This window comes from Vicinamibacteria bacterium, from assembly GCA_035620555.1.
In the GTDB taxonomy this organism is placed as follows: Bacteria; Acidobacteriota; Vicinamibacteria; order Marinacidobacterales; family SMYC01; genus DASPGQ01.
In genome coordinates this window covers 1-9,205 of record DASPGQ010000597.1, presented here as the reverse complement: position 1 = coordinate 9,205, position 9,205 = coordinate 1, and the positions used below count along the sequence as shown (strand labels likewise).

Below are 9,205 nucleotides of genomic sequence, written 5' to 3'. Positions count from 1 at the left end.
CGCGACGAGGAGATCACCGACGAGCGGCGGATGGCGCAGCGCTACACGCTCTCCCACCTGGCGCATGACGTGAAGACGCAGACCGGACTGGGCGAGCCGGCGCGCGACTGGTTCCCGATCTCCTTCATGGGCACGTTCGGCGACTGGGCGGATCTGGTGCACGGCGCGCAGGCCGACTTCGGACAGCTGTCCTGCGGCTGTCACCCGAACTGCGGCGTCGGCATGGCGGTGATGGTCGACAAGGAGACGAAGGAATCGGCTCCGGTCACGTCGTTCTTGAACGCCGATCGCCTCGCCGAGGACGTGAAGAAGATCAACGACGCGGCGCGCGGACGATTCCTGTCCGCCGTGGGAATGGCGCTCTCGGTGATGCGCAACTACGACCCGTTCCGCTCCCCCACGCACTTCACCCTCAAAGCGATGCTGGAGAAATTCGACAAGACCTACGGCGTTACCGGACGGGACTACGGCAAGGTGACTCCCGACCGCTCCTTCGAGGACATCGAGAAGAGGCGGCAGGACCGTTGGAACTTCCTGTTCATCGCCGGCATGTGGTTCCAGGATCTGTTCAACTATGATTTCCGCCGCACCGAACAGTGCATCATCCCTTATGCCACTCAGGAGGGAGAGATTTCCTTCTGCGCCTATAACACGGGCATCGGCTGGCGACAAATCGTCGAGAAGATGCACATGACGGCTACGCTCAACAAATGGTACGAGGAGCGGGGCCGACACCTCATCTACGCTGGAAACAAGGATGTCGAGCTCCCCACAGTCGATCACGGGCTCGTTCTTCGCCAGGAAGATGTCGACAAGGGAATTCAGACCGACCTCGACCTCAAGGGAATCGCCAAAACGGCACGCGAAGAGAAGCGGAAAGCGCGTGACTCGAAGCTCATTCAGCGTACGACCGACGATGACAGGATGGAAAAGCTCTACCGCGAGCAGGTCTTGAACCAGAAACCCGCCGCGCCGGAGCAGAAACCCCTGGTCCAGATCGAAGTCTGAGCTCCCGAACTGGCCGGCATTCCGAGAGCCCGGAATGCCGGCCCTTCTACCTCAGGGCCCCCGCCACGACACGCTGGCGCTGCATGCCCAGGCGCTCGATTCCCGCCTCGATGACGTCGCCGGGCTTCAGGAACTTGGGAGGGCGTCTCCCCATGCCCACTCCGGCGGGCGTTCCCGTGCTGATGACGTCTCCGGGGAGGAGCGTCATGAACTGGCTGACGTAGCTGATGAGCGCTGGTATGCCGAAAACGAGGTTGGCAGTAGAGCTGTTTTGCATCGTCTTGCCGTTCAGAGTCAGACCCAGTGACAAGTCGTGCACGTTCCCCGCTTCGGCGGGAGACACGAGGAAAGGGCCCAGGGGCGCGAAGCCGTCCGCGCTCTTTCCTTTGACCCACTGGCCGCCTCGCTCCAGCTGGAACGAGCGCTCCGAATAATCGTTTACGACGAGAAACCCGGCGACGTGGTCGAGCGCGCGGGCCTCGGTGACGTATCGCGCTCGCTGTCCGATGACCACTCCGAGCTCGACTTCCCAATCCACTTTGGCGGCACCGCGGGGAATGACCAAATCGTCATAGGGACCACTGATCGCCGACGTCGCCTTCAGGAAGATCACTGGCTCCGAAGGCACCTCCATCTTGGCTTCCTTGGCGTGATCGAGATAGTTCAGGCCGATGCCAACGAGCTTCGACGGTCGCGCGATGGGAGGACCGAGTCGGACCGAGCCAGGCGCGATCTTGGGCTGAGACGGGCCGAAGGTCGCCGCCCAGCGCGCGAGACGCCTCGGCCCCTTGTTGTGAAAGAACTTCTCGTCGAAGTCTTCTCCAAAGATCGAAACGTCGATGAGAGTTCCGTTATCGAGAACCATTCCCGGCTTCTCACTGCCTGCGTCACCAAAGCGAAAAAGCCTCATTTACCTCCCTCGAGGGTCTGAAAGCTCGGTACCGAATCCCGTGGCACGACTGTCGTCCCTTCCAGGAATGGTACCGAGCTGTTCAGGGGTACGGCGAGTATTCTATACGACCCTTGCGACATCATCAGCAGCAACGTAGGGAATCGTCTGCGGTCCGCGCGGCAGGACACAGAGTGTCGCGCTCTCACCGGCTTCGTCCAGCGCGCGTCGCGCTTCTTCGGCGACATCGTCGAAGGGCTCGAAATGAGCGGCGCGAATCTCCGAGGGCGCAAGGAAGCTAGTCTTGACCATCACGCGAGCGCGTTTCTGAATCTGCGATTGTACTTGCACCTGCCATTGGTCCGCCACGGAGAAACCCGGCTCGGAGACCATCTGCAACAGCTCGTCGGGAGAGGCCCGACGCCGCAGGAGCTCGGCGTAGGTGCCGTGATCGGGAAGCCCGTCGCGGCACTCCGACGCGCAGAGTATCACCCCACCGTCTTTCACCACCTGAGCGGCGGCGGAGATGCCCTTGACGGTTTGATACAGATTTTGATCGAGAGGAAAGCCCGAGTTCGTCGTCACCACGACGTCGAAGGGAGCCTTCACCGCCCTCATGGCTTCCGTCCGGGACCGTTGGCAGGCTCTTTCGTGCTCGGCGAAGAGCTCTCCCGCGAAAGCGGCGGTGATCTGTTTCTCTCCGTTCAGAGTGACATCGAGCGCGAATTGAACCCCAGTCCTCCGGGCGATGAGACGGATGTCGTCGTGGATGGGATTGCCTTCGGTAATTCCCCATTTCGCGCGCGGATGCGCGATATGTCGCGCGTCGTGAAGCACCATCGTCGTCGAAAGCCCCGCGAGTCCGGGCGCGACCATCTTGGGCCCACCGCTGAAGCCGGCGAAGAAATGGGGCTCCACGAACCCCGTGGTGATGCGGACGTCGGCTTCGACCCAATCGCGATTGAGCCAGATGGGGACGCCGCTCGACGTCTCCCCTAAGTGCACCAGGGCCCGTGGGTCGCGGGCATCGTGATTCACGACCCGATAATGGTCGACGACTTCCCGTCCGAGCATCGAGCGGAGCTCGGCATCGCTGTTCGCACGATGCGTACCTGTGGCTACCAGAATCACGATATCGGCCGGCCGCACCTCCGGCATTGCTTCGAAGAGCGCCCGAAGCATCAGTGCGCGGGGCTGCGGCCTGGTACCGTCACAAACGGAGATGGCGACTTTCTGCCCCGGGCGGACGATCTCCGAAAGCGGGGACGAGCCGATGGGACGTTCGATTGCGGTGCGTAGCGCTCGGGAGGGATCGACGACACCGGGAGGGTAGTCCGGCTCGATGACCGTCGTGCGGTCGTCGGGAAACTCGGCCTCGACCCCGGAGTCTCCGTAGTCCAGCCGCACTCTCATGGAAGCCGCTATGTTATTGCATATCGGGATTCAGATTTCGACCACTTCCCCGAGACCTCTTTCCTCTGCTTCTTGCAGGATTCTCGCGCCCACCGAGACGTCCTGAACGGCGTTGCCGACCGATTTGAACAACGTGACCTGTCGGTCGTTCGTTCGACCCGGCCTCGAGCCCGAGACGACCTCGCCGAGCTCGGCATGAACGCTGTCCGTCGAGATGAACCCGCCGTCGCGCGCGATGATGAGGTCCCCGGCCTCGGCCCAGACCGCCTCGCGCGAATCGACGACGAGGAGCGAGCGGGCCACGGTCTCCGCGGGGATCTCCTGCATCTGAGGGGTGAATGCCCCGATGGCATTGATGTGAGCGCCTTGTTTGAGCTCGACATCGGCGAAAACTGGCTTCGACGAGGTCGTCGCGGTGCAGACGATGTCGGCCTCCCGCAGCGCGTGACCGGTGTCGGAAGCGAGCTCGATCGACTCGGGTATCGGCGCCCCAAAACTTGCCATCTCCCGGCAAAAAGTCTCCGCGGCCCCTCGACGGGCGTCGTACACGAAAACGCGCTCGATGCGCCTCGTGGTACATACGGCTTCGAGCTGAGTCCGCCCCTGCACTCCCGTTCCCAGCACGGCGACGGTGCTCGCGTCCGCTCGAGCCAGGAGGTCGGTCGCCGCACCGGATGCCGCGCCGGTGCGGAGCGCAGTCAAGTAAGTGCCGTCGAGGATCGCCGTCGGAACCCCCGTTCCCGCATCGACCAGCACGACCATCGCGTTGATGATGGGAAGCCCTCGGGCGGGATTGCCGGAGAACACGGAGACCATTTTCATTCCGAGCTCGTCAGCCTCTTCGAGATAGGCGGGCATGAACAGAGTCACTCCGTCGTGCCGCGGTACGGGTAGCTGCGTGCGGATCGGAACCCGCGCCTGCCCTCCCGAGAGCTGGGCGAAGGCTGTCTTGACGGTCTCGATCGCCTGGCCCATCGAGATGGCCTTCTTTACGGAATCTCTGGAGATGATTCGGATTTTCACGACCGGGATCCTAACCTCTTCTAGTGTTCAATGCCGTGGCGGGACCCGTAATCAATCGAGCCGCCACGGTTCGGGGCTGCTTACGGCGCGGCAGGCGCGCCGGGCTCGCTCCGCTCGCGCAGGCTGGACTGTACTTTTTCATCAGCCTGACTAGCGAGTCGACAGTCTACAGACGTCCAGATGTGATAGAAAGGGACCGACTGATGCTGAAGCTCCAGGGTGTGTTCACCGTCCTTCCGACACCGTTCGACGAAAACGGCGCCTTCGACCGCGAGAGCCTGCGCCGCGCAATCGATCTTTTCATCGAGGACGGGGTCAACGGCTTTACCGCCCTGGGTGTGACGAGCGAAGTCGCTCGCATATCCGAGCGGGAACGTAACGAGATTCTGGACGCGACGCTGGAGCTCGTCGACGGGAGGGTGCCGGTCGTCGTCGGGGCCACCGCCCCCGGGCTCGATATCTGCCTCGATTTCTGCCAAGCCGCTCAAAGGGCAGGGGCGTCCGGCGTCATGGTCAGTCCGCCGAGGATGGCCAAGCTCAATTCCGCGTACGTTCGGCGTCATTTCACCGCGATCGCCGAGAAGGTCGACCTCGCCATCGTGATACAGGATTTCCCCCCAATCTCGGGTTTCACCATGGAGCCGTCGTTGTTGGTGGACATCTGTCGCGAGATACCTTCGGCGCGGACGATAAAGCTCGAGGACCCCCCGACACCTTACAAGACGGCGCGCATTCGTGAGCTCGACGACGGCATCGGCATCGATATCTTCGGGGGCCTCGGCGGGGGCTATCTCCTCGAGGAGCTCATTGCCGGCGCCACCGGTGCGATGACCGGCTTTGCCTTCCCCAGAATTCTCGTCGAGGTCGTCTCTCGATGGAACGCCGGCCAAAGAGACGAAGCTGCCGACTACTTCTACCGCCACGTGGCGTTGATGCGGTTCGAGTTTCAGGAAGGCATCGGCATGGCCATTCGTAAGGAAATGCTGAGACGGCGCGGAGCCCTGAGACACCCGGGAGTCCGCCAGCCGGCGTCGGTACTCGATCGGCAAACGGTCGAGGCGCTCGATCGAATCTTGAAGTGGCTGAAGCTGGAATGAGATCTAATCGATCGGCAAGGGTGGATCGGCCAACCCTCGGCCCTCGCCGCGCTTTCCCGGGGCCCGCATGAGCGCTCTCGACAAGCTCATCGCTACTACCCTTCCGGTCGTGCCCAAGCCGCTCGTGCGGGTATTCGCTCAGCCTTATGTTGCGGGCGAGACGCTCGAGGATCAGATCCGGGTGATCCAGGCGATGAATGCCCAGGGCTTCATGGTGGCGAGCGGCATCCTGGGTGAGTTCGTCACCCGGAGGGAGGAGTCGGAACGAGCGGTACGCGACTATATGGAACTGCTCGACCGGATTGCGGCCCTCGGCCTCGACAGCAACATCCACGTGAAGCCGACTCACCTGGGCCTGAAGCTCGACCGGGATTTCTGTTACGAGAATGTACGCGCGATCCTCGGTCACGCCAAAAAGCATCGCAACTTCGTCCGGATGGACATGGAGGACTCGCCCTGCATCGACGACACACTGTGGCTGTACTTTCGACTGCGGGAGCATCACGACAACGTCGGATGCGTGATTCAGTCGAGGATGCGTCGGAGCCTCGACGACGTGCGGAAGCTCGGCGAAGCCAAGGCGAACGTCCGGCTTTGTAAGGGAGTCTATCTCGAGCCACGACAGGTCGCGTACACCGACCCCCGGATCATCCAGAAGAACTACGCGCTGCTGCTCGACCGGCTCTTGAGCGCAGGCTGCTACGTCGGGATCGCCACCCATGACGAGGTGTTGATCTGGGATGCCTACCGCATCATCGAAAGGCTCGGGCTCGGGCCAAGCCAATACGAGTTCCAGATGCTGCACGGCGTCGAGCCGGGACTTCGTCGGCTCGTCCGCGACGCGGGCCACCGCCTCCGTGTCGCCGTTCCCTATGGACCGAACTGGTACCCTTACTCCGTTCGCCGCCTGAAAAAGAACCCCGCCATCGCCGGCTACGTGCTCAAGGCGGTTTTCTCGCGAAACAGCAAGTGACGGCCTGAGCGCCGGACATCCTGGTCTCCCGCGTTGGCCGAAGGGTCATTCATTGTCATACTATTCGGCGCCATGGTGCTGGTGCTCAAGGAAAGCGACGTTCGAAGTGTTCTGACGATGAAGGAGGGGGTCCGCCTCGTCGAGGAGGGTTTTCGTCATTATGCCGAGGGACGCACGACGCTCGCTCCCCGGATGGTCATGAAGCTCGAGGGAGACGCGGGCAACTTCCGGATCATGGCGGCCATCGTGCCCGACATGGGGGGATTCGGTCTCAAGACCCTCACCGGAACACCGGGTCGACGCGCCCCCGAGAGCACGTACTTCGTCATCCTCTACTTCGACGTGGAGACCGGCAGCCTTCGAGCCATGATTCCCGCAACGCACATCACCGGGGTTCGAACCGGTGCCGCGAGCGGAGTGGCCACCCGATACCTGGCCAGGACCAACGCAAAGACTCTGGGGCTGTTCGGGGCCGGCTTCCAGGGACGTAATCAGGTCGCCGCGATCCGGGAGGTCCGCGATATCGAGCGGGTGAAGATCTTCGACGTCGTCCGCGGGCCGGCCGAAGCGCTCGCGCGACAACTGCGGGGCGAAGGCTTGGAAGCCATCGTGACCGAGAGTGCCGAAGAGACGGTACGCGGTTGCGACATCGTCGCGTCGGCCACCACGGCGAACCAGCCTCCTATCCGGGGCGAATGGCTCGAGCCAGGCTCCCATGTCAATGCCGTCGGGGCGAACGCCCCGGCGAAGCGCGAAGTCGACGCCGAGGCCTTCTTGCGCGCTCGAGTGGTCGTCGACTTCCGGGAGCAGGTGCTCCAGGAGGCGGGCGATCTCATCGAGGCCCTTCGCTCCGGCGATTTCTCCGAAGACAGCATTCACGCCGAGCTCGGGGATATCGTCGTCGGCCGAAAGAAGGGCCGCGAGACCGAGGAGCAAGTCACCCTCTTCAAATCCGTGGGCGTCGCTATCGAGGACATCGCCGTGGCCGCGTTCGTGTACGAAGAAGCAACAAAACGCGGACTCGGAATGAAAGTCGAACTCCAGTCGTAGGGACGTTCCATGCGCTTCTCGAGCATGGTCACCGCGATCGACCTTCACGCCGGCGGCGAGCCGGGCCGGGTCATTACCGGGGGCGTTATGGATGTCCCCGGCAAGAGCATGTTCGAGAAGGCTCGCTATTTGGCGACCGAGGCCGACGAGTTGCGCCGGCGCATGCTTCGGGAGCCACGCGGCTACCCGGCGGCCAACTGCAACCTCCTTCTTCCCCCAACCCGCCCCGAGGCCGACGCGGGTTTCGTGATCATGGAGCAGGTCGAATATCCGCCGATGTCGGGAACGAACACGATCTGCGTCGTCACGGCTCTCCTCGAGACTGGAATCCTGGAAGCGAAGGAACCGACGACGGAGCTGACTCTGGAGACGCCCGCGGGCCTGATCCACGTTCGCGCCGAGGTGTCTTTGGGGAAGGTGAAGAACGTCACGTTCGAGAACGTTCCCGCCTTCGCCGTCCATCTCGACACGCCCATCGAGGTGCCCGAGCTCGGGACGGTGACGGTGGACGTCGCCTGGGGCGGCATGTTCTACGTTATCGCCGACGCCGGCCCCCTGGGGGTGCGGCTCGTGCCCGAGGAGGGCCGGGAGATCGTTCGTGTGGGGGAGATGGTGAAGCAAGCCGCGCGGGAGCAGCTCGAGGTGGTGCATCCCGATAACCCCGAGATCCGGGGCGTCACGATCGCGGAGCTCACGGGTCCGGCAACGCATCCCGAAGCCCATTCGAAGAATGCCGTGGTGGTGTCGACGGGTGAGCTCGACTGGGGCCGCCCCTCCAGCTGGACCGGAGCCCTGGACCGCTCCCCTTGTGGAACCGGGACCTGCGCTCGCATGGCAGCGCTCCATGCCAGGGGAAAGCTGTCACTCGACCAAGACTTCGTGCACGAGGGGATTCTCGGCACGGTGTTCACCGGGCGGCTCGTAAGAGAAACCCAGGTCGGCGGCTACGCGGCCGTCGTCCCAACCTTGACCGGAAGTGCCTGGATTACCGGAATCGCACAGTATGTCGTGGACCCGGAGGATCCGTTCCCGAACGGTTTCACCGTAGGCGACATCTGGGGAAGGATGGAATGAGCAAAGCCAACGAAGAGTTCACGTCCCGCTGGGGCATCCTGATGACGGCCATCGGAATGGCGGTGGGAACGGGGAACATCTGGCGTTTTCCGCGCGTGGCCGCGGCCTATGGAGGAGGGTCTTTTCTGATTCCCTGGGTCGTTTTTCTGTTCGCCTGGGCTATTCCACTTCTGATCGCGGAGTTCGCTTTCGGCAAGACCACGCGTCGGGGGCCGGCGGGAGCAATCGGTCAACTCGTCGACAAGCGCTTCAACTGGCTCGGAGTGTTCGTCGGCCTCGTCACCTGCTTCATCATGTTCTACTACTCGGTCGTCACCGGCTGGTGTATTCGCTACTTCGTGGCGACGATCTCGACTCCATTGTTCTCGGTGAACGCGGAAGAATACTGGAACCGCTTCACGACTCATCCGGTGGAGCCGGTCGTCTTTCATGCCGTCGCCATGCTCGCGGGCTGCTTCATTATTTATCGAGGGGTGGTGCGGGGTATCGAGCGAACGAACCGTATCTTGATCCCGTTGCTGTTTCTGCTCCTCGTCGTCGCAACCTTGCGGGCGGTTACGCTTCCCGGCGCGAGCCGCGGCCTCGCCTACCTCTTCACCCCCAATTGGAGCGAGCTCCTGAACTATCAAGTCTGGCTCGCGGCGCTAACGCAATGCGCCTGGAGCACCGGAGCGGGGT

The 9,205-nt window shown here is 62.9% G+C and carries 9 protein-coding genes; 6 read left to right on the top strand and 3 right to left on the bottom strand.

Annotation, left to right across the window (positions count from 1 at the left end; genetic code table 11):
• Window positions 1–1,008: radical SAM protein (locus VEK15_24440; protein ID HXV63872.1), on the top strand; the 1,008-nt coding region annotated here is incomplete at its 5' end.
• 46 nt (window positions 1,009–1,054) lie between these two features.
• On the opposite strand, the gene VEK15_24435 is transcribed toward VEK15_24440, so the two are convergent.
• The 3 genes from VEK15_24435 to VEK15_24425 all read right to left on the bottom strand — a co-directional run bounded on the left by VEK15_24435 (window position 1,055) and on the right by VEK15_24425 (window position 4,333).
• Window positions 1,055–1,918: a fumarylacetoacetate hydrolase family protein gene (locus VEK15_24435; protein HXV63871.1), complete on the bottom strand. Its 864-nt coding sequence runs from the start codon at window positions 1,916–1,918 to the stop codon at window positions 1,055–1,057.
• A gap of 102 nt (window positions 1,919–2,020) precedes the next feature.
• Complete coding sequence (gene larA, locus VEK15_24430; protein HXV63870.1) at window positions 2,021–3,310, bottom strand: nickel-dependent lactate racemase; 1,290 nt, start codon at window positions 3,308–3,310, stop codon at window positions 2,021–2,023.
• 30 nt (window positions 3,311–3,340) lie between these two features.
• Window positions 3,341–4,333, bottom strand: coding sequence for an ornithine cyclodeaminase (locus VEK15_24425; GenBank protein ID HXV63869.1), 993 nt, complete (start codon window positions 4,331–4,333; stop codon window positions 3,341–3,343).
• Window positions 4,334–4,536: 203 nt separating this feature from the next.
• On the opposite strand from VEK15_24425, the gene VEK15_24420 reads away from it, so the two are divergent.
• The 5 genes from VEK15_24420 to VEK15_24400 all read left to right on the top strand — a co-directional run.
• Complete coding sequence (locus VEK15_24420; protein ID HXV63868.1) at window positions 4,537–5,430, top strand: dihydrodipicolinate synthase family protein; 894 nt, start codon at window positions 4,537–4,539, stop codon at window positions 5,428–5,430.
• A gap of 67 nt (window positions 5,431–5,497) precedes the next feature.
• Window positions 5,498–6,403, top strand: coding sequence for a proline dehydrogenase family protein (locus VEK15_24415; GenBank protein HXV63867.1), 906 nt, complete (start codon window positions 5,498–5,500; stop codon window positions 6,401–6,403).
• A 72-nt stretch (window positions 6,404–6,475) separates the two neighbouring features.
• A complete protein-coding gene (locus VEK15_24410) occupies window positions 6,476–7,453 on the top strand; it encodes an ornithine cyclodeaminase family protein (GenBank protein ID HXV63866.1) in 978 nt (325 codons plus the stop codon).
• 9 nt (window positions 7,454–7,462) lie between these two features.
• On the top strand, window positions 7,463–8,527 hold the full coding sequence (locus VEK15_24405; protein HXV63865.1) for a proline racemase family protein: 1,065 nt from the start codon (window positions 7,463–7,465) through the stop codon (window positions 8,525–8,527).
• Window positions 8,524–9,205: sodium-dependent transporter (locus VEK15_24400; protein ID HXV63864.1), on the top strand; the 682-nt coding region annotated here is incomplete at its 3' end. The genes VEK15_24405 and VEK15_24400, both read left to right, overlap by 4 nt.